General features: G+C 58.4%; 15 protein-coding genes. 13 read left to right on the top strand and 2 right to left on the bottom strand.

Annotated features, from left to right (window positions below):
- Positions 1 to 5 precede the first annotated feature (5 nt).
- Both ACN50D_RS20315 and ACN50D_RS20320 read right to left on the bottom strand, forming a co-directional pair.
- The gene (locus ACN50D_RS20315) at positions 6 to 1,457 is read right to left on the bottom strand and encodes a glycosyltransferase (protein ID WP_058038950.1); all 1,452 of its coding nucleotides are present in this window, start codon (positions 1,455 to 1,457) and stop codon (positions 6 to 8) included.
- Entirely contained in the window at positions 1,451 to 2,917 is a 1,467-nt protein-coding gene (locus ACN50D_RS20320; RefSeq protein ID WP_231917221.1) for a hypothetical protein, read from the bottom strand. The genes ACN50D_RS20315 and ACN50D_RS20320 overlap by 7 nt, the downstream gene beginning before the upstream one ends.
- Before the next feature lie 850 nt (positions 2,918 to 3,767).
- Between ACN50D_RS20320 and ACN50D_RS20325 the strand changes: the two genes are divergently transcribed.
- From ACN50D_RS20325 to ACN50D_RS20385, 13 genes are all read left to right on the top strand, one after another.
- Positions 3,768 to 5,288 (top strand): sugar transferase, encoded by a 1,521-nt coding sequence (locus ACN50D_RS20325; protein ID WP_064443494.1) that lies wholly within the window; start codon positions 3,768 to 3,770, stop codon positions 5,286 to 5,288.
- 110 nt (positions 5,289 to 5,398) lie between these two features.
- A complete protein-coding gene (locus tag ACN50D_RS20330; protein ID WP_082661466.1) occupies positions 5,399 to 6,574 on the top strand; it encodes a glycosyltransferase in 1,176 nt (391 codons plus the stop codon).
- 215 nt (positions 6,575 to 6,789) lie between these two features.
- Entirely contained in the window at positions 6,790 to 7,128 is a 339-nt protein-coding gene (locus tag ACN50D_RS20335) for a DapH/DapD/GlmU-related protein (protein WP_024487404.1), read from the top strand.
- A 26-nt stretch (positions 7,129 to 7,154) separates the two neighbouring features.
- On the top strand, positions 7,155 to 8,435 hold the full coding sequence (locus ACN50D_RS20340; protein WP_249343236.1) for a glycosyltransferase: 1,281 nt from the start codon (positions 7,155 to 7,157) through the stop codon (positions 8,433 to 8,435).
- Positions 8,432 to 8,971 (top strand): DapH/DapD/GlmU-related protein, encoded by a 540-nt coding sequence (locus tag ACN50D_RS20345; protein WP_064443236.1) that lies wholly within the window; start codon positions 8,432 to 8,434, stop codon positions 8,969 to 8,971. The genes ACN50D_RS20340 and ACN50D_RS20345 overlap by 4 nt, the downstream gene beginning before the upstream one ends.
- 70 nt (positions 8,972 to 9,041) lie before the next feature.
- Positions 9,042 to 10,253 carry a lipopolysaccharide biosynthesis protein gene (locus tag ACN50D_RS20350; RefSeq protein WP_158170310.1) on the top strand — a complete coding sequence of 404 codons (1,212 nt, stop codon included), beginning with the start codon at positions 9,042 to 9,044 and terminating at the stop codon, positions 10,251 to 10,253.
- Positions 10,246 to 11,310 carry a polysaccharide pyruvyl transferase family protein gene (locus tag ACN50D_RS20355; RefSeq protein ID WP_064443238.1) on the top strand — a complete coding sequence of 355 codons (1,065 nt, stop codon included), beginning with the start codon at positions 10,246 to 10,248 and terminating at the stop codon, positions 11,308 to 11,310. Before ACN50D_RS20350 ends, ACN50D_RS20355 begins: the two co-directional genes overlap by 8 nt.
- 100 nt (positions 11,311 to 11,410) lie before the next feature.
- A complete protein-coding gene (gene gmd, locus ACN50D_RS20360) occupies positions 11,411 to 12,442 on the top strand; it encodes a GDP-mannose 4,6-dehydratase (RefSeq protein ID WP_181991934.1) in 1,032 nt (343 codons plus the stop codon).
- Positions 12,439 to 13,407, top strand: coding sequence for a GDP-L-fucose synthase family protein (locus tag ACN50D_RS20365; RefSeq protein WP_054187555.1), 969 nt, complete (start codon positions 12,439 to 12,441; stop codon positions 13,405 to 13,407). The genes gmd and ACN50D_RS20365 overlap by 4 nt, the downstream gene beginning before the upstream one ends.
- A 52-nt stretch (positions 13,408 to 13,459) precedes the next feature.
- A complete protein-coding gene (locus ACN50D_RS20370) occupies positions 13,460 to 14,785 on the top strand; it encodes a UDP-glucose dehydrogenase family protein (RefSeq protein WP_007726621.1) in 1,326 nt (441 codons plus the stop codon).
- A 639-nt stretch (positions 14,786 to 15,424) separates the two neighbouring features.
- Complete coding sequence (locus tag ACN50D_RS20375) at positions 15,425 to 16,870, top strand: polysaccharide biosynthesis tyrosine autokinase (RefSeq protein WP_007726623.1); 1,446 nt, start codon at positions 15,425 to 15,427, stop codon at positions 16,868 to 16,870.
- A gap of 1,591 nt (positions 16,871 to 18,461) precedes the next feature.
- On the top strand, positions 18,462 to 19,985 hold the full coding sequence (locus tag ACN50D_RS20380; protein WP_212633948.1) for a sugar transferase: 1,524 nt from the start codon (positions 18,462 to 18,464) through the stop codon (positions 19,983 to 19,985).
- Positions 19,972 to 21,297, top strand: a complete 1,326-nt coding sequence (locus tag ACN50D_RS20385) for an O-antigen ligase family protein (protein WP_212633949.1) — start codon at positions 19,972 to 19,974, stop codon at positions 21,295 to 21,297. The genes ACN50D_RS20380 and ACN50D_RS20385 overlap by 14 nt, the downstream gene beginning before the upstream one ends.

The raw sequence follows: 21,297 nt of genomic DNA on the forward strand, positions 1-21,297 counted from the left end.
TGAGCTTACGTGTTCAAGCCATGGAAGGTCTTCTCCCAGTAAGACGGGTTGCGTATCAACTGATATGTGCCTTTGATGGCTGCGATGCTCATCAAGACCCAGTAAAGCGGAGCGGTCAGGCAAGCTATCAGCAGCATAGGATTTCGCGTCTCTCGGCATGCCACCAGGTTCATGTAAAGGACTGCGGCGTTACCGAATACGAGTGACACGAGGGCGGGAAAATAGACGTAGTTGGGAAACACGTCGTGGATGACCTCGGGCTGGCCGAGAATCCAACCCAGACTGATCAGCCAGAACGCCATGTTCAGTGTCGCCACAATGGGTGTCCCCGCCATCAAGATGGTGAAGCGTAGAAATCCGACTGTGCCGAGTCCGCGCCACAGTTTCACAGGTTGACGCATGTGAACCAACCAAGTCTGCAGGTAACCCTTGTACCAGCGTGAGCGTTGTCGGATCCAGTTGATCGTGTCGCTGTTGGCCTCCTCCAGCGTCGTCGAGTTCAGAACAGCGGTCCGGTAGCCGCTCTCCGCGATGCGAACTCCGAGATCTGCGTCCTCCGTGACGTTGAAGGGGTCCCAGGCGCCGATCTCGTCGAGCACACTTCGTCGAAGGTGATTGGACGTGCCTCCCAAGGGAATCGGTGACTGACTGCGCATCAGTCCTGGGAGGATGAAATTGAACCAGAGGGCGTAGTCGGCCGTGAACCACGCGGTCAACAAATTCTGAGTCCCGTTGTGAAATGCGAGTTTCGCCTGAACGCACGCGGTATTCGATGGAAGCTTCGCGAAGGTTGCCACCACACGGCGTAACTGGAGCGGATCCGGTGAGTCCTCGGCGTCGTAGATGGTGATTATCTCGCCCGTAGAGAAGTGCAATCCGTAGTTGCAGGCTTTGGGTTTGGTGCGCGGATCTGCAGCAGGGACCTTCAAGATACTCACCACGGCATCGACTCCGGCGGCAGTCGCCGCGTCGATGGTGACGGTGTCATCCTCTTCGAGGAGCAACAGCACCTGCAATTTGTTCGAGGGGTAGTCGATCGCACGCATAGCGGAAATCAGGTCTCCGACTACTTCCGGCTCGTTGTACGCCGGCACAAGGATTGTGTAGTGCGGTAGTTCTTCATCGGAAAGCGAGCTTGCCTCCTGATCGCTGATCGTCACGATCGAGGAGGCATCCAGACCTCGTGTGAACAGCACTAGGCGATCCACCATCGCCCATACGTACCCGAGCGTGCATGCCAATGTGAGAACGATGAGCGTGGGAGTAAGGAAGAAGACCAGACACACAACGGTGATCACGAGAATCAGGAACAGGATGTTGCGCTGCCACGGATAGAACGCAACTGATGCCGACGAAATCGGTTTACGTTCACGCAGTCCGTTCACAGCATCGTGAAGTGCAACTCGTTTGAATTCTTCCGAGCTTTCGTCCTCAACCGAGAGATCGGGATCTACCACTTCTGTGCCTCCACGACAAGCCTTCCGAGGGACTGGAGCATACCTAGATCCTTGTACTGAGATTCGCTGTCGACAGTAGATATCCTGCCTCTGAGTAGAACTGCCAAGGTGTTGCTTCCATTCGAAGCCATCGATGGTTTCGGTTCGGGGAACAAGGCATTCGGTTCATGATTGTCCACTGTCAAGAGTGTGACGCGTTGTGCGGCACCGTCGCCGCGTGTCCACACGAAATTGAGGTTGCTCCAGGTGAGTAGGAGGGAGTCGTCGACAACTGTGTACATTTCCGCGACAACTCCACGAGTCAACTCAACTCGTACGGTGGGGCTGACACGTGCGTTCTGGAGATCATAGGTTGTATTGCTCGGATAGACAGACAGAGTAGACGGGCGACGCACTTGAACAACGTCCATTTGGACGGTGCGTGGTCGCATCTGGGTGTCCCAGGCAGGGTTGGGTGTGTCAGCACGAATTGTCTGGCGAGTGAGTGCCGAGGTGGAACCGAAGTATTTTCTCGGCCAATCGTATTCGTCGGTTGAGATCTCACGCCAACCGGCGGGGACGATGAGGCGTGGATCAGCAGTCGCCGGCGGACCTACTGAGACCGGAACGCTCTGAGTGGTGGGCACTGGCGTAAAAAACATCACGATTGCCGCGGCGAACACCACCAGGATCGTCCAGTTGCTGGTTGACGTCGAGGGATTCCGGAGCGGACGGTCGAACGGCTTCCATGACCTTCCACGTCGCTCGTACAGGTAGAAGAACCCGCCTACCAGTAACGCACTACCTATTGCTGGTAGCAGCTGGACGCTGAACAAGGGTGCAGTCGGGTACTGCCGCGAGAGGTAGTAGACCAAGGCAGCACCCAGGACGGACGAAGCGACGAACCCGGCGAATCCCCGTCTCCAGGTCCTACTGACGGCGATCGTCGTTGCGGCCGAGGCGACCAGCACCATGATGATGCTGTAGTCGAATCGCGTGCCGCCGAGTTCGGTCGCCAGCGTGCGGTAGATGAGCGGCGCCAGGACGATCGGAACAACCCAGATTGCCCAGTAGCGGTTCACCGGACGCAGCCCGAACATGAGAACCGCTGCGCTCCAGACAAATACCCATGCCGCGATTACATCGATATGCATCAATTCATAGTTCTCGGCAAAACGTGGCATGAGGAGTGCCTGTAAACCCAGAGAAACAAGTAAGCCGATACCACCGACAATCTTGTCCGTCTCACGGTCGTGGATCGGAAGGTCCGGGCCGCGTCGCAAATCTGTTCCGACGGCGGCTATCAGGCAGAGCAAAGGGAGGACAAAAACGTATCCGATGGCGGTACCGCTCGCGGTGCTCCTCCACAAATTGGTCCAGGTGGGCCAGAAAGCAAAGATTGTCGCGGCTGCAATCATCAGCCAACGTACTGTGAGGCGGGGGATAATTCCCGACTGCGTGCGTAGGTCGCGAATCTTCAAGATATGTAGTCCTATTCGAACTGGTCGTCCACTCCGGCTGTGTCGGCTGCAGCGAGGTTGTGTCAGCGAACCCGACTTTGGTCGACCTTACGTGATCGATCACAAGGTGCGAATCCGAGCACCGGCCGCTGCGGAACGGCCGAAGCGGGGCAGAAATCCCACATATTGAGACGAAGGAAAATTTTCTTTTCGGAGCTTGCTTGTTGCGAACTGGACGAGTGACCTGATCTTGTTTCGATGTTGAAGCCTGTATCAGCAAGGGCTGTAGGGCTATTCGCCTTCGAATTGCACATCGAATCGGCAATAGGGACCAAGATCCCTGCCGGGGACGTAGGTCCCCAACGGCGCAGGCACCTTATGTCGGCGAAAGTCATTGCGTTGGTTACCAATGGAAATGATCCTCTATTCAGGCCGTATCGGTAATGCGTTGCCCTGTGGCAACCGCCTACTGACGAGTAAGGTCCTTCGCTTTGCCGCACTTTCGTCGAAGTAACGCGATAGTTGCCTCTGAATCGATCTTTCGTTCTGTTGTTCCAGGCGCTCCGCCTCCGAACGGTGAGAGGCAAAGCGCTTGCGTTGCGGCCACATTGGAATAGGTAGGGGTGCGGGCGACTACAGGCCTGAACTGGGGCGACTTTGCGTTTGATCCTGCGCGCGGACAGTGCTGAAATGTAATCCACTCGGAGCGTGAGAGCGTTCCGATTCTCGAACAATTGCACTCTTCGGATCGAAGCGAGCAATTTGCTGTTCCAGTGGATTGCTCAAATCTGGTGAATCACGCTCAACACCTGTCAACGACACACGGATTCAACGACACACGGATTCCACGAATGAGGAAGGGACTGATCACGTGACGGCGCTCGACGTGTCCACACTGGGCAAGACCAAGCACACGCTTCCCCGCGCAGTGCCCGACCTCCGCCGCGGATCGACTTCTCGGAGGGAATGGGAAACGGCGTACCGCAGAAGGCTGTTCCTGGGCGATTCGGTGATCATCGTGGCGACGGTTTTCCTGGCTCAATGGCTGCGATTCGGTGGAGACAGCCGCGCAGTGAGCCCCGGAATCCTCGGGCAACTCAGCTACACCGGTGTGTCAATTGCATTGGCGGCGATGTGGTTATCGTCGTTGGGGATCTTTCGCACTCGCTCGATTCGTGTGATCGGCAGCGGACCCGAAGAGTACAGGCGAATCTTCGTCGCGACAGTTCGCCTCTTCGGACTCATTGCGATTGTCAGCTTGCTGTTGCAGTTGGACATCGCGCGGCTCTATCTGGCCTTCGCATTTCCTGTCGGTCTGACCGCGCTGATGGCGAGCCGCTGGATCTGGCGAAAGGTGATTGCGAGGAAGCGCTCGCGCGGCGATTTCCAGACGTCCGTCTTAGTCGTGGGAAGCCCGGTTGCAGTCAAGAAAATGGCCCAAACCTTCGAACGAGCTCCCGGTGACGGGTACCGGGTCGTGGGCGTCTGCCAACCCAGTCAACTAGGTCGTCGCGACAGAGTCATCGTGGTCGACGGCAACGAAATACCGGTCCTCGGGGACGAGCACGATGTGACCGACGCACTCGACTTGGTCGGAGCCGATGCGGTGGCGGTTACGGCGACGGAACACCTCGGCTACGACGGTATGCGGAAACTGGCCTGGGATCTGGAGTGTAAGGACGTCGATCTTGTTGTGGCACCGGGAATCCTGGATGTTTCCGGTCCGCGACTGTCGATGCGGCCGGTGGCGGGCCTTCCACTGATTCACGTCGAACGTCCGCGATACCACGGTGCTCAACGGTTCGCCAAGACAGCCTTCGACGTCGTTTTCGCATCTGTAATTCTCATTTTGATCAGTCCCGTTTTGATCGTGACGGCGTTGGCAGTCAAGTTCACCAGTCGGGGTCCTGTGCTCTATCGGTCGGAGCGAATGGGATTGGACGGGGTTCCCTTTCCGATGCTGAAGTTCCGATCGATGGTTCAGAACGCAGATACGCAGGTCGACAGCCTGCTGTCGGATAACGAGGGCGCCGGTGTCCTGTTCAAGATGCGTGACGATCCTCGGGTTACCAAGGTGGGGCGCGTCATTCGAAAGTTTTCGATTGACGAGTTGCCTCAGTTCGTCAATGTGCTCCGGCGCGAGATGAGCGTAGTTGGTCCGAGACCGCCGTTGAGGCGTGAGGTAGAGGCATACGACGGGGCCGTGAAAAGGCGACTGCTGGTCAAACCGGGTATCACCGGTTTGTGGCAGGTGAGCGGGCGCTCGGATCTTTCGTGGGAAGAAACCGTTCGGCTGGATCTGTCCTATGTCGACAACTGGTCGATGGTCGGGGACGTGATGATCGTCGTGAAGACGCTCAAAGCCGTAATGGCTAGTGACGGCGCATACTGATCCGTTCAGTCAGTCAGTCAGTCAGTCTTTCGTATTCGTATTCGTATCGCGAATCCGATTCGCCATTCCCGGCGAACCCTGCCTGGGATCCGAAGTAAGGGAACTGCGCAATGCACACTGGCCAATCGGTGGTGCTCGATGAGAACTTTGGGGGAGCAGGCTCGATGTCATCAAAAAAATACTCGATGTATTTGGCGGTGATTCCAACGTATCGGAATCCGTGCATCGAGGTGTTGCGTGAGATGGAGGAAGGAAATCTCGATATTCTGGCTTCGGACTACGGGTTGGATTCCACGGTACGAACTGGCATCGACACGGATTTCTACGACCGCGTTCGACGGATCGGAATCTTCGGTGACAAGGTTCTTCTTCAGGTGGGTTCTTGGAAAAATCCGCTTTCAGCGTCCGTGACTATCCTGGATTTGAACCCCCGTAGTCTCACATCGTGGAGTATTTTGGTCCTTCGACGAATAGCGCGTCGCCGTACTCTTCTTTGGGGCCATTTGCATCCCAGGCAAGGTTCTTCGTCGAAGACGGCTTTCCTTCGGAGAACGATGCGCCGCTTGTCTCAGGGGACCATTCTTTACGGGTACGCCAGTGTGGTCCCAGCCAAGCTCGAGGTTCCAGGCCAACCAGTTTGGGTTGCACCCAATTCTTTGTACAAACGCGCTGACATCAACGCTGGTAACACCGGTGAATCGCGTAAATCAATTGTCTATGTCGGCCGATTGGTTGCCGAGAAGAACGTCGATCAATTGGTTCCGGCTTTCCACCAATCAGGCCTCGTCGACGAGGGTGCCGTGTTGGAAATCGTGGGTTTCGGCAATGCGGTGGAAACGATAGAACGGCAAATTCTCGATTTAGGTCTGGAAGAGTCCGTTGTGGTACACGGACGCATTGAAAGTCCGATCGAACTTGCTGAAATCTACGCACGCTCAATCATGTCGATCTCTCCCGGATACGTCGGGTTGAGTGTCACTCAGAGTTTGGGATTCGGAGTCCCGATGCTGTACCCCGAGGACGCCCCGCACGCCCCCGAGATCGAACTTGCTGCTGTCGGTCCTATGCAGAGTTACTCACCGACGACCGAGGAGTCGCTGGCTGCGGCGCTGCGAGACTACTTCTTGCATCTTGTCTCCAATCCCGTTCCAGCGGAGAAAGTTTCAGCGAAGGTAGGGGATCTCTATTCCGCCGAAACCATGGCATCGGGGATCTCTGCTGCGTTGCGAGGTCAGGTCGTCGAATTCGACAATGAGGGATGGCCCAAGGAGATGGTCGTACGATGAGCAACCGATCACGCCTACCGTCAGGTGTCAGGCGAGCCCTTCGCGGAATAATGAATGGACTCGCAATATCGAACGGGAATGTTTCAGTAGGGCGCGACTTCAACGCCGGCCGTGGAGCCATCATCAGTGCGCCTCACCGGCTGAATATCGGCGATAATGTCAGCGTCGGACCCCGAACCGTTATTCAGGTAGACGGCTCCATCGGATCCCACGTCATGATCGGAATGAACGTCTACATCGTGGGGCGCGAAGACCACGCGATCGACGAGGTGGGTATTCCGATGCTCGCGTCGACGTGGGTGGGGGACCGTCAGCCTGGTGCACGCGATTCTGTCGAAATTGGAACAGACGTATGGATAGGCGCCTGTTCGGTGATATTGAGCGGTGTGAAGATCGGTGACGGTGCGGTTATCGGAGCCGGTTCGGTCGTGACGAACGACGTCGAGAGTTTCTCGGTGAATGTCGGAGTTCCGGCACGGAAAGTCGCCGAACGATTCGAGAGTGACACGCAGAGAAGTGCACACCTGCAAGCTGTGCACGGACTGCCGTCCTGAGTTAGCTGAAAAGGGAAATGAGCACGATGGATAATCAGGGAAATAAAATCCTGATCGTGGGAATCAACTATTCTCCTGAGCCAACCGGTATCGCTCCGTACACGGAGGGTTTGGCAAATGCGATAGCGGATGCCGGTGCTGACGTCAGGGTAGTGACAGGGTATCCGCACTATCCATTCTGGCGAAAGATGGATGGCTTCTCAGGTCTGTCTTCCGTAGAGCAGTCAGAAAATCTGACGGTTCAAAGACTTCGTCATTACATCCCCCGGAATCCCAGCTTCCTGCGAAGAATTCTGATGGAGGCAAGTTTCGCTTTGAGGGCGACCTGGGCGACTCTTTTCCATCGAGCAGACCTCATACTGTGTTTAAGTCCTACACTTTTGTCCTCGGCGGCATTTGTCATCAGGACCAGGCTCCTTCGATCGCGCACACCCGTGGTGCTGTGGGTGCAGGACTTCTACGGACTGGGCGCGTCCGAGACCGGTCAGCTGAGCGGAGGCCTGTCGTCTCTCGTCGATCGAGCCGAATCCTGGATCTTGCGAAAGTCCGATCACGTCGTCGTGATCCACCCGCGGTTCGCGAAGCATGCGCAGGACAACCTCGGAGTCGACTCGAGCAGCGTCACAGTCATCAGGAACTGGACCCACCTGGATCTCTCCGAGTCTGCCTGCACCCGAGAAGATTCGCGAAAGCGATTGGGCTGGGGGCCGGAACAGAAGATAGTTCTGCATGCCGGCAATATGGGTGCAAAGCAAGGGCTCGAGAACGTGGTGAACGCCGCGCATTTACTTGGGCCGCGCCAGTCCGACATCAAATTCGTACTGATGGGGGATGGGAATCAGCGGGCCCATCTCGAAGAGCTGTCCGAGGGATGCACCGGGATCGAATTCATGGATCCTGTTGGCGGCGAGGACTTCACCGATGTGCTGCGAGCAGCGGACGCATTACTTCTCAACGAGTTGGCCGATCTTCGCAGTATGGCCGTTCCGAGCAAACTTACATCGTATTTCGCTTCAGGGGTACCTGTCGTCGCGGCTACATCTTCGGACAGTGCCTCCGGCGAGGAGATCGCCCTGTCCGGGGCGGGAGTACGTGTTGACGCCGGAAATCCGGAAGCATTGGTACGTGAAATAGAGATGCTGGTTTCCGACCCCGTCCGTGCCGCTCAACTCGCGCGAAACGGGGGGGAGTACGTGCACGAAACCTTGTCTCCCGGCTCTGCCACCACCGCGTTCGGTGACCTCTTCGACGGACTCATCAATCGAGACAGTTTGCCGACTCGACCGACGCAAGCCCGAGCGCGATGACACACCCGCAGCTCTCCCTCGGCGAATTCACCGGGGCAGGATACGACAAGGGACGTCCGGCATCAGTGCAGGTCGCCTGGCTCGCGGTGGCACCACTGTTCCGGGCCTGGTTCGTGCCGGCACGCATACGAGTTGCCATTCTCAGACTGTTCGGCGCTGAGATCGGTGATGGAGTCCTGATTCGGCACGGCGTGAAGATCCATTGGCCGTGGAAACTGTCGATCGGTGATAACACTTGGGTGGGTGAGGGAGCATGGATCCTCAATCTCGAACCGGTGAGTATCGGGTCGAACAGTTGTGTCTCGCAGGACGTCTTTCTGTGCGCGGGCAGTCACAGCAGACAGTCACGGACTTTCGAGTTCGACAACGGGCCGATCGTCATCGGCAACGGAGTGTGGATTGCGGCCAGGTCCACAATTCTCCGCGGCACGTCGGTCGGTGACCACTCGGTTATCGGCGCAAATTGCCTTGTTACATCCGATGTTCCGGCGAGTTCGATCGTCCGCGCCCCGGTTTCGTCGATCGGACGACCATGAAGGGCGCACGACCGCGCTGCGCCGGGGTTCCGCACGCGTTCGAGTGCCCGGGTGGTGGAACATGAAGGTGATGACGAACCCCTTGGTGGTTCAGTTCACGGGAATCGCCGGCGGACGTCTTGTCGGTGCGTTGATTCAGGCACTGAGTATGGTCCTACTCGCGCGTATCTCCGGTCCGTCCGGCTTTGGAATCTTCGCTGCGGCTTATGGTGTCGGACTGGTGCTTCAGACCATTCTGAACTTCGGGTTCACCCCATTTCTGGTTCGGATCCGTGCGTTGGGTGACCAGGAACCCCTCATCGCGTCGACCTTGGAGTTCTCGCGCCGCGCCAACCTGGCCGTCGGTGCATTGCTGGCATTTACCGCGGCGGTAGCCGCGGTCTTCGAGCCGAAGCTTTGGTTCGTAGTGCCGTTGACAGCTTGGGTTGTTCTGGACAATTACGTCGAGACGCTGCTCTCGCTACCACTCGCTGACGGGAATACCTGGCAGAACGCGGTGTCGTTGCTCCTCCGGCGAGCACTTGCTCTCGTTTTTGTTGCGGCCGCTTGGCTCGCAGGAGTCGACGCAGTGTTCTGGTATTCCGTGGGCCTCGCGTTCTCTTCGATGATCGCTGTCTTCGTGGCCATTCGGCTCGGACCGGCGATCACTCGTGTCAGATCGAGACGCTCGTACAAGTCGATCATCGGCAAGTCCTCGCACTTCTGGTTGAATTCCGTTGCTACTCAGACGCGCAACTTCGACGTACTGCTGGTTGGACTTGTCACGTCACCGGCCGTCTCCGGAATCTACGGCGTGACGAGTCGTATCACCACTCCGTTGCGGCTGATTCCCACATCGTTTGCGGCAGTTCTCATGCCTGCGGCGGCGCGCTCGACGACCGGGCGAATCACCCAGGGCATTCTGCGACCCGCGATGTACGTATGCATCGCAAGCGCGGTGATCTTCGGTGTGATCGCAGCTGTCATCCCTGTACTCGTTCCACCGATTTTGGGCGATGCGTACGTAGACGCGGTACCGGTAATGCAGGTCGTCTGCTTCAGTTTGATCTTCGCAGCGATCTCGTCCCAATTGAATGCGATCCTGCAAGGTACGGGCAGAGTTGAAATCGTCTCCTACATAACGGTTGTGAGCACCTTGATCTGCCTCGTCGGAATCGTGCTGGCTGCCCCCCGTTACGGGGCGCTCGGAGCGGGGTGGTCGCTCTCGCTCAGCTATGTACTTCAAACCGCATTGCTGACCTGTGTCGTTGTCGTTGCAATGAGGAGGGATCCCCATGCGTAGGTTCTTCATGAGTATCGCAGCAGCTCAGGGCAATCTGGGTGACATCGAGATACGCCGAACAGCAGTCGACTACATGCGTGAACTGGGGTTCAGACCCGTTGTATTTTCGGGCAGTATGAGCGCGGAGTACGTCGATGCCTTCGATTGGGAACCAACCGACGAGGTGATGGATTCGGGTATCAACTTCTGGCGAGCGATTTTGTCCGATACAGTGCGCCGAAAGCGGGCAGTGATCGTGATGGCACCTGGGCCGGCGGTTCTGGGGGCATCAGCAGCAAGCGTCGTCAAGCACTCGTTGTTGGTGACAGTCTTTGCGGTGCTTCGCATGTTCGGTACACGAGTCCTCGTTTTGGGACGGTCGATCGAGGTACGAAGCCCAATGGCGGCAGTACCCGAGAAGATCCTCGTCGGCGTAGCCGACGTCTACGCGGCACGTGACAAAAGGACGTGTGAGTACCTGCGAGGTAAGAGTCGGTTCTATCCCGATCTCGCGTTCGGGGCCGGTGTATCCGACGGAGCGAAGTCTGCTGGCCGAGAATCTGCGCGCCGAGAAATAGCCTTGCTTTCACTTCGGCATGACCGACCGGTGAACTACGCGTCCCTTCGGTCGATCCAAAGTCAGTTCTCGGCAAATGGTTTGGATTTGATGGCCTGTTGCCAGGTTGTCGAGGACGACAGCCACAACCGCGAAGTTGCTGCGACGCTGGGTATTCCCTACGTGGGATGGGACGATGACACGACCCATCGGCAACAGGAGTCGGCTGTCCGCGCCCTGTACGAGCGCGCCGCCGTAACCGTCAGTGACCGCCTCCATGTTTTGATCCTGAGCGCTCGAGGCGGATCGATACCGGTGATGTCGGGTAGTAGTTCGGTACCGAAGCTGAGGGATTCGCTGGAACCGGTACTCGCACCGCAGGCCTCCTGGATGGACGATGCGACGGGTGGCAGCTTGAATCTAGGGCACGACGAATCTACCCGAATCTCTCGCGGAATGGACTCCGCTGCCGCGGAACTGGAGGATCTGAGATCGCGGATCAAGGAGGCAGTAATGCCGTGAGGGTTTCTCAGTTCTGGTTGTGGGTTCGCTGCTCCCACACAACACAATTCGGCCGATGACTACTCGCAGACAAGTATCTGCTTCGAGGACGGAGTTTCAAGTGAAACGTGCACTGATTACCGGAATTACAGGCCAAGACGGTTCATACCTGGCCGAGCTGTTGTTGAGCAAGGGATACGAGGTCCACGGACTTATTCGTAGATCGTCCACGTTCAATACGGCTCGAATCGATCACATGTATGTGGATCCCCACACGCCGGATGCAAAACTGTTCCTTCATTACGGAGATCTCAGCGACGGGGCGCGTTTGGTCACTCTTCTCGCACAGATACGCCCGGACGAGGTCTACAACCTCGCAGCGCAGTCCCATGTACGGGTAAGTTTCGACGAGCCCGAACATACCGGTGACACGACGGGAATCGGGTCGATCAGGCTGCTCGAAGCAGTCCGGATGGCTGGTCTCGAATGCAGGTTCTACCAGGCGTCCAGCTCCGAGATGTTCGGTGCGACACCGCCTCCGCAGGACGAGCAGACTCCCTTCTATCCGCGATCGCCGTACGGTGCGGCGAAGGTGTACTCGTACTGGATCACCAAGAACTACCGCGAGGCGTACGGGATCTTTGCCGTGAACGGAATTCTGTTCAACCACGAATCTCCGCGGCGAGGCGAAACATTCGTAACTCGCAAGATCACGCGAGCGGTGGCGCGGATCAAGGCCGGCCTGGAAAACGATTTGTACATGGGTAATCTCGATGCAATCCGCGACTGGGGCTACGCGCCGGAGTACGTGGAGGGAATGTGGAGGATGCTTCAGGCCGACGAGCCGGACGATTACGTGCTCGCGACAGGCGGTAACTACTCGGTCAAGGATTTCCTGACGGTGGCCTTCGAGCACGCGGGTCTGAACTGGGAAGATCATGTGCGCTTCGACGAGCGCTATCTGCGGCCGACGGAAGTAGACGCGTTGATCGGAGATGCAGGTAAGGCGGAGCAGAAGCTCGGCTGGAAGGCGACTGTACATACCCCCGAGCTGGCTCGAATCATGGTCGATGCGGACATAGAGGCTCTGAAGTGTGAGGGCAAGCCCTGGATCGACCGCCCGAACCTGGTGGATTGGGAGCATGCCCGATGACGGGGGAGTACGCGCAGAAGTCCCTCGATCGGAACGATGCGGTGTACGTCGCGGGCCATCGTGGACTCGTGGGTTCAGCGATCTGGCGTCGTTTGGAGGCCGACGGTTTCAATCGCCTTGTCGGTCGCACGTCCGCCGAACTCGATCTTCGCGACCGCGGTGCCGTGTTCGAGTTCTTCGCCGCCGAGAGGCCGAAGAACGTGGTCCTCGCGGCAGCCAAGGTGGGCGGGATACTGGCGAACAGCACACTGCCGGTGGACTTCATCTCCGACAACCTTCGCATCCAGGTGAACGTGATGGACGCGGCGGCCGAGTTCGACGTAGATCGCCTGCTGTTCCTCGGATCATCCTGCATCTACCCGAAATTCGCTCCTCAACCGATTCGCGAAGAATATTTGCTGACCGGTCATTTGGAACCGACGAACGATGCATATGCCATCGCCAAGATCGCGGGAATCCTGCAGGTACAGGCTGTTCGAAAGCAGTTCGGGCGTCCGTGGATCTCCGCGATGCCGACCAATCTCTACGGCCCGGGTGACAACTTCTCTGCCAAGGGCTCTCATGTGCTGCCAGCCCTCATCAGACGCTTCGACGACGCGCGCCGTGATGGAGCTGCTTCAGTCGTGAACTGGGGCAGCGGGACGCCGAGGCGCGAGTTTCTCCACGTCGACGACATGGCGGATGCCTGCCTTCATTTGCTCGACCACTATGACGGAGCAGAACACGTCAATGTTGGTACAGGCGAGGACCAGAGCATCGCGGAGATCTCTGCGATCGTGGCGGACGAGATCGGGTTCGACGGCGAGATCGAATGGGATCATTCGAAACCTGACGGGACGCCGCGGAAGTTGCTTGACATCGGGAAGCTTCGAGATTTGGGGTGGCAGCCCAAGATTGATCTTCGTGCGGGGATCGCATCGACCGTGGAGTGGTATCGACAGAACGTCGATTCGATCAGGACATGAAGTACTACAGCATTATTCGACGTAAACTCGACTTCGACAGGCAGACATCGTTATGACTTCTCGTATTGCGGTATTCGGCACAGGCTACCTCGGGGCGACACACGCAGCTTGCATGGCCGAGTTGGGTCACGAGGTTCTCGGGGTGGATGTTGATCCGAACAAGCTCGCTATGCTCGAAGCTGGGGAGGTTCCTTTCTACGAACCGGGACTCGAGGAAGTACTGCGCCGCAACATAGCCGCGGGACGTCTTCGATTCACGGCTTCCTACGAGGAGGCCGCAGAGTTCGCCGACATCCACTTCCTCGGCGTCGGTACGCCGCAGAAGAAGGGGGAGTTCGCGGCCGACATGCGTTTTGTCGATTCGGTGATCGAGACACTCGCACCCCTCTTGACCAGGCCGACCGTAATCTTCGGGAAATCAACTGTGCCAGTCGGTACAGCAGAGCGATTGGGTGCGCGGGCACGGGAACTGGCGCCTGCCGGACAAGACGTGGAGGTGGCGTGGAACCCGGAATTTCTCCGGGAAGGCTACGCGGTGAAAGACACGCTTCACCCGGACCGGCTTGTGCTCGGGGTCGACCGCAATCGACCCGGACGTGCGGAATCGATTGCGCGTGAGGTGTACGAGCAACTCTTGAACGAAGGTATTCCCTTTGTTGTGACCGACCTTGCGACTTCGGAGTTGGTCAAAGCATCAGCCAATGCATTTCTGGCAACGAAGATCTCGTTCATCAATGCGATCTCGGAGGTGTGCGAGGCTTCAGGTGCGGATGTGACCGTTCTTGCCGATGCCATCGGCCACGACGAGAGAATTGGTAGGCGATTCCTCAACGCCGGAATCGGTTTCGGTGGGGGCTGCTTACCGAAGGACATCCGTGCTTTCATGGCACGTGCTGGTGAGCTGGGAGCAGATCAAGCACTCACATTCCTACGCGAAGTCGACAATATCAACATGCGTCGTCGTACTCGGATGGTCGAACTGGCGCGAGAAGCGTGTGGTTCTCTACTCGGAGCCAATGTGGCGGTTCTCGGTGCAGCCTTCAAGCCTGACTCCGACGACGTGCGCGACTCACCTGCGCTGAACGTTGCCGGGCAGATTCAGCTGCAAGGCGCTGCCGTCAATGTCTATGACCCGAAGGCGATGGGAAACTCGAAGGCGTTGTTCCCCACCCTCACTTACACTTCGAGCGCACTTGAAGCGTGTGCAGGCGCTGATGTCGTCTTGGTTCTGACCGAGTGGGCCGAGTTTCGAAAGTTGTTGCCGTCGGACCTCGAACCTGTCGTCCGCAAGAAGGTCATCATCGACGGACGTAACTGTCTGGAACCGACCACCTGGCGTGACGCAGGGTGGACCTACCGAGGTCTCGGAAGGCCGTAAACCGGTGAAACCTTCACGGAGGGTGGGTGTTGTAGGCATCGAGGGGAAGTGGCCGTGTGCCCGGGACCAAAGTCCGTCAGCGAGCGAGCTGTGGCCGGGGGAGATGCTGGGATAGCCGCTCGTGCATCGCAGGGTGAGGGGCATGTTGCCTTGTTCGGTTGGTATGCATCAACTTCCGGCGGCAAGTTGCGTAGTTGGTCGTCGACGGACGTTGGTCCTACGGCCCGCTGTGGTATGTGACCCTTTCATGGTCGGCACAGTCGACTGACGATGTCTAGGAAGTTTCGAGGCTCCGTTGCGGTGGTGAAAAGACCAATGACGCAGTAGAGTTCAGCCTGGCTGCACGTTGTGTCTGCTCTGCGCGATGTGTGAGTGGGCCCGATGTCAGTGTCGCGGGTTTGTCAGTGTCGCGTGTTCGCCACTTCCCGATCATGCATCGGCCAGGAAGTGAGATGTGTGAGATGCCGTGAAGGCCTCTCCCCCCTGGCTGTTTCGGCAAATACCTCGCGCTGTGACGCAGGGACACGCGATAGAAGATTGGCTGCCTCGTTCAGCCTGCATTGAGTGCAGCGGCTCGACAGCGGCTGTCGATTACTACTCGAAGACGTGATACGTGTTCGAGCCGAAGGAGATTCGACGATGGATGTACGGGACTACCTGAAGATTTTGCAGGCACGGTGGAAGATAGTCGCTGTCGTCACTGTGGTCGTGATCTTGGGCGCATTGGGCGCCTCGTTGATTGCCACGCCGATCTACCAGGCTTCCACGCGCCTGTTCGTGTCGACTTCTACCGGAACAACCGTGAACGAGGCTTACCAAGGTAACCAGCTCTCACAGCAGTTGGTCACTTCCTACGCCAAGCTCCTTACCGGCGAGACACTGGCACAGAGAACGATCGATTCAGTCGGGCCCGATCGACTCGGCGGGCTTTCCGCTGCGGAGATTTCGTCCAAGGTGACCGCCACATCGGCGCCGGATACAGTACTGCTCGATTTGAGCGTGCAAGATGCGTCGCCTGAACTGGCACGTGAAATCGCAAATGCGCTCTCGGACGAGTTTGTCGTGATGGTCAAAGATCTGGGTACGCCCGCAAATGGTGGCACAGCACCTGCGCGCGTCGTTGTCGAACAGCGAGCACAAACTCCCGCGGAACCGGTGTCGCCGAAGACTTCGCGGAACGTGGCGCTCGGTGCCGCGATCGGGCTTCTGCTGGGGATCGGGTTGGCTGTGGTGCGTGATCGCCTGGACAACACCGTCAAAGAGCGCAAGGTGGTCGAAGACATCGCCGGCGCGGCGATGGTGGGAACAATTCCGTTCGACAAGGAACGCGAAGTTCATCAAGCGATCAACTTCCACGAGGGCAACTCCGCAAGTGCCGAGGCGTACCGCGAGCTGCGAACCAATCTGCAGTTCCTGGCCGTGGATCGCCCACCGAGTGTCATCGTCGTTACGAGTTCTCTTCCCTCCGAGGGAAAGACCACGACTGCGGTGAACATCGCACTCGTGTTGGCCGAGGCAGGCAAGAAGGTGTGTCTCGTCGAAGGTGACCTCCGTAAGCCTCGCGTTTCGAAGTATCTGGGACTTATCGGAAGCGTTGGTCTGAGCTCGGTCCTGGCCGGGCAAGCAGATCTCGACGACGTACTTCAAGTCACGAGCAATGCTGACCTGACGGTTCTTGCCTCAGGTCCGATTCCCCCGAACCCGAGCGAACTTCTGGGCACTGACACTGCCCATGCGGTCTTTACCGATCTCCGCAGAAGGTTCGACTACGTCATCATCGACGCCTCGCCGTTGCTTCCGGTTACGGATGCTGCAGTTCTTTCAGCGCTGGCGGACGGTGCGCTAGTGATTGCTCGTCACGGCACGACGAAGAGGGAACAGCTGAGCAGGGCGGTCGGCAATCTCCACAGTGTGGGCGCGACGATTCTCGGTACTGTCATCACGATGACCCCGCTGAACGGTCGTGGTGTCTACGAGTACAAGTACTACTACGATTCCGATCCGGTTGTCGCTGACGTGGCCGTGGAAGGGTCCGTGGACAGCAATCCAGTCGGCGAACGAAAGGTTACGTCGACAGTCATCTGACCTGGTCGTACGGTAAATCCCGACGCCTCACAGGGCCCTCGAGCAAAGCTCGAGGGCCCTTCTCTGTGTGGTGAATCGGACGCAATTCTCTAGTCGGGTCCTCTGAGTCTGCGACGCGCAGTGCGGAATACGGGTTCATCGGCCGTCGCAGTAATTGGGTAGGCACGGGCATGCGGGATGTGACGCTGCGGTCTGAGCTGTCCCTGCTTGACCAGCGCCTCTATGACTGTCGATCTGGTTGCGCCCGACGGGGCCTTGGGCGTCTTGGTTGGAATCGCGTAGCGAGTGTGGCGGACCGCAAGCGGACCAGCCCGATTCGGCCTCGCGAGTTTCGCAACGCCTAGATGTCGATCTGGCATCCCTCGATGGATTTGGACAGCGGGTGCGGGGGTTGTCGGCCAGCTGCGACTCAGCATGAACGAGTTCTTGGCCGATGTCGGTGGTCATATCGGCCACGGGTCCGTCGGTCGGAGGGCCGGAAAGGGATAGCGTCGACTGCTCTGGGTGAGGCGCTCGCGTATGTCGGCGACCCGGTGGGGCTCAGTCGCGTCCTGGTTACCTGCGACGAAAGGAACCCGGTTTCGCGTAAGACAATCGAAGTGTGCGGGGGTTTACTCGAGAGCGTGCGCCCAGCTGATCAGTTGTCCCGCAATGTCGGTTGTTCGAGAGACACGCTCCGCTACTGGGTGCGAACGAGCGTGTCGAGCGTCCGTTGACCCTACACGGCCACACACGCTTGCCATGGCCATAGACATAGACATCGGTAGCGGTCGCCTCGCTTTGCAGCCGAGCGGCTGCGCAACTCGCATGTCCCTAATTAGGCTGTGCTGCAACTATTTCAGGACATCACCGGCGATCGCTGGCGGTCCACACTCCTCCTTTTGTATGTCTGAATTCTCGGTGTCGCCCGATCGTAGGTTCGCGCATTGCCGGCTAGGAGTAGGTAAGACGCCCAGAGGCGAAGTGCCGAACAATCGTCCAGGGCTGAGTCGACGCTGAGCGCATCAAAGTATGGATTGCAGAGTGTTCACCAACTGTGTGCTGGTTTCCGTCCAAACGCGGAGCCCAAATCGGCTAGGCGATGAAAACTATAGGTACGCAATGGTAATGGTGAGCAATGTTTGCTCCGTCTTGTCGGAGGGTGAATAACTGACGTCAATGCTGGCATCGGGAAGAACTTCGGAAAGCGCTATTGCCACGCTGTCCGGAATGTGGCAAACTCCTCACTGGTACTGACCAGCTAGCCGAATAGTTGCCAAGATGTGAGTCCTGGCAATATCGAGGCCGGCGACGTCAGCGGGCGAGGAGAAATCGCCGATCGTCCTGTGTTTGGGTCGTTAGTGGACTCTGCTTCAATCATGGGGTGTGAGCTGCGGCAATGCCGCAATAATCGACAGTTGGGCTGAGGCCTGACAATAGTCGCCGGGTTAACTGCAAGGCGCACGTAATGCGACCATTCGCACTGAACGCAGCAATGCGGAGCAGTTGCTTCGCTGTCGAAGTTTCGGGATTCGGCAAGGCGGTCCGATGGACCTCGGCCGGTGAACATCTTCAGGCCGAATTCTGTGCATGGGGAAAGGTTTCTGAACACATGACGGTTCTCGAGATGGCCGCGCCCACGAAAGAGCGGCCACAACAACACCGACGAGTAGCGCCGGAGAGGGCCGGTGGAGTTTCCGCACGTAGGAAATGGCAATCTGCGTATCTTCGTCGTCTGGCGATCACCGACACGGTCATCGTTGCGGGAGTTGTGTTTCTGGCTCAATGGTGGCGATTCGGTAGCGACGCGGATGTCGTCGACGGTGAAGCGTTCGGCCATTTCAGCTACACCGCACTGTCTTTCGCCCTGATTATCGGCTGGTTTGCCGTACTGAGGGTATTTCGGACCAGATCTCCTCGCGTGATCGGAAGCGGCCCTGAAGAGTACCGATTGATCGCTGTCGGAACGCTCCGCCTGTTCGGACTGATTGCGATCGCCAGCCTTCTCCTTCACCTGGAGATCGCGCGCCTGTACCTCGCCGTGGCGTTTCCGATGGGATTGACCGCCTTGATCGCGAGTCGTTGGATCTGGCGACGGGTGATTGCTCGTGAGCGAGCCCGAGGTGAATTTCGAATTGCCGTACTCGTGGTCGGTGTGCGAGGGGCGGTTGTCGATCTTGCACGCAACCTCGAGCGCGACGATGCCCATGGATACCGAGTTGTCGGAGTCTGCGTACCCGGCTACGGAGGAGAAGCGGGCGAAGTTGTCACAGTGAACGGCCGGGACATTCCGGTGCTCGGAGACGAGCACAGTGTCACCGACGCACTCGAACAGGTCGGTGCCGACACGGTGGCGGTGACGGCGTCGGAGCGACTCGGACCGGAAGGGCTGCGCAAGCTGGCCTGGGATCTCGAGCGCGATCATGTGGACCTTGTTGTCGCACCGGGGATTCTGGATGTGTCCGGGCCGAGGCTCTCGATGCGACCGGTCGCAGGATTTCCGCTGATTCATGTCGAGCGTCCGCGCTATCACGGCGCACAGAAGTTCTCGAAGACGACCTTCGACGTTGCTTTCGCGGCGCTCGTGCTCGCCGTGATCAGTCCGGTGCTTCTGGCGGCTGCGATCGCCGTCAAGCTCACGAGCAAGGGTCCGGTTCTGTACAAGTCGGAGCGGATGGGGTTGGACGGTCAGCCGTTCCCCATGCTCAAGTTCCGCTCGATGGTCCAGAATGCGGATTCACAGGTCACGGCACTGATGAAGGAGAACGAAGGCGCCGGAGTGCTTTTCAAGATGCGAGACGATCCGCGTGTGACGACGGTAGGTCGATTCATGCGCCGATACTCGATCGACGAGTTGCCCCAGTTCGTCAATGTCCTCCGGCGAGAGATGAGTGTTGTAGGACCGCGGCCACCGCTTCGGCGCGAGGTCGAGATGTACGACGACGCGGTCAGTCGTCGGCTACTGGTCAAGCCCGGTGTCACCGGCCTGTGGCAGGTCAGTGGACGTTCTGATCTTTCGTGGGAAGACACTGTCCGCCTTGATCTTTCCTACGTCGACAACTGGTCGATGATGGGTGACCTCATGATCGTCGCGAAGACGCTCAAGGCGGTGGTGGGAAGTGATGGCGCCTACTGACAAGAAGGCGGTACCGGCGCCTTGCGAAAATGAGGCGCCGAACAATCCGCTGATCTTGCGAACGGCATTGGTGATCGCGGTCATCGGCGCGAGCGGAGCCTTTCAGGCGTACACGCAGAGGACAGCGCTCGGATCGTTGCTCGTACACGGTTCGGCCGTTCTTTCGGCGACACTTGCGTTGGTCTACTTCCTCGACCGGCGATACTCACGCAATACGACGTGGCCTGTCTTCACGCTTATGATCTCGGCCGGCGTCCCGGCAACCAGCTGGTACTGGTCGACACTGCCCCGGAACTCCGCCGTCGCCGGCATCGTCGTCGTGTGCCTGGCGATCACGGGAATCATCGTCGCCCGTGAGTTGACCTTCGCGGTGCGAGTGCGGACTGTTGCCCTCACCTTGCTGGTACTTCTCGTGCTGTCGTTGATGGTCGTGTTCCTCGATCCTTCGACTGGCATCGACGTGGACACCCGCGCCGTTGCTTATCGCGGAATCTTCACGCACAAAAACACTTTGGGACGAATGGCTGCCATCGAAGTTGTACTTGTCGGTGTCATGCTCATGCTTCCCGACGTCAAGCGTATTCCGTGGGTGGCGGCGCTTGCTGTCGCCGGCATCGTGTTGTTCGAGGCCCGGAGCCAGACCGGTCTCGTCGCTGCAGGGATTGCGCTGGCGACAATGCTTGCTCTGAGGTGCTTTAGACGGACACCGAACGCTCACCTCGCCTCGACTGTGATCATCGGCCTGTACCTCGGGGTGTCCGGCGCGATGAAGGTGCTCGGACCCGATGTCGCGGCGCTACTCTCGCGAGATGTCACGCTGACCGGCCGGTTACATCTCTGGACGGTATCCGACTACTACGCCGAACAGCGGCCTCTGCTCGGATGGGGCTTCGGCTCGGTGTGGGCGCCGGACAGTGCAGTGGGGCAGATGATTCGGTCAAAGCTGTCCTTTCCGGCGACCAGCGCACACAACGGAATGCTCGACATTCGGCTGCAGATCGGTTGGATCGGATTCCTGCTGCTGTTGGCCGGCTATTACCTGCTTCTGAGCACGGCGCTCGGGCGAGCCCGCAGCAGAACGGAGTACATCGCCGTCGTCGCGATCATGGCTCTCGTCTTCTCGATGGACTTGACGGAGTCGACGCTCTTCTTCGGCGCCATGTGGCTGATCGCATGGGTCTTCCTGGCGCCGTACGGACCCTCGACCCACCGCTCCCACAATGCGGGCAACGCCGAGTTGTCGATCCGTGGGGTTCGTGCCGACAAGAACGACGCGTACAGGTTCGCTCCGGAGCGAAGAGGAGGTCACTGA

Source organism: Rhodococcus sp. SB1D (assembly GCF_048573875.1).
Taxonomy (GTDB): Bacteria; Actinomycetota; Actinomycetes; order Mycobacteriales; family Mycobacteriaceae; genus Rhodococcus_F; species Rhodococcus_F qingshengii.